The sequence below is a fragment of the Hydrogenophaga sp. FG152 genome (genome assembly GCF_057809615.1).
Genome location: NZ_JBMDKH010000048.1, coordinates 1 through 545, shown reverse-complemented (window position 1 = coordinate 545; position 545 = coordinate 1). Strand labels below are relative to the sequence as shown.

The following is a 545-nucleotide window of genomic DNA, read 5'->3' as shown; positions in this document are numbered from 1 at the left end:
CCGGCTCCGGCCCCCGCACCTGCGCCGGCCGCTGGCGCCGGCGGCCTGGCCTGCGCGGCCAACGCGATCACCTGCGTGGAGGTCTCCACCGGCACGGCCTCCAGCGCCCTGCCCATCACCTTCGGCCAGCCCTTCAAGGCCGGCGCCGTGCAGGCCAACCAGGGCCTGGTCGCCACCGACAGCAGCGGCGCGAGCGTGCCCCTGCAGATGGACGAGGTCAGCTCCCACCGCGACGGCTCCCTGCGCTTTGCCGTCCTCAGCGCCAAGGTCAGCAACCTCGCGGCCAACCAGCCCAAGCTGATCAACCTGTTCGCCGGTGCCAAGTCCTCAGCCACCCAGGCCATCCCCGCCAGCCCCGACTGGAACCTCGAAATCGAGGCCAAGGTCTACAACGGCAGCACCCTGGTCTCCACCCTGGTGGCCAAGCCCCAGGACCTGCTCAAGCAGCAGATCGCCCAGGGCTCGGGCCGCCGCCTCAACGGCAGCGTGGCCACCGAGTACACCGTGGTCGCGCCCTTCAAGGACAGCGCCAGCAACGCCGAGCA

Annotated in this window: 1 protein-coding gene; it reads left to right on the top strand. The window is 71.4% G+C overall.

Annotation, left to right across the window (positions count from 1 at the left end):
• Positions 1-545, top strand: a 545-nt coding sequence (locus tag ACODTB_RS25790) for an RIFT barrel domain-containing protein (protein ID WP_488929882.1), incomplete at both ends; no start/stop codon positions are given.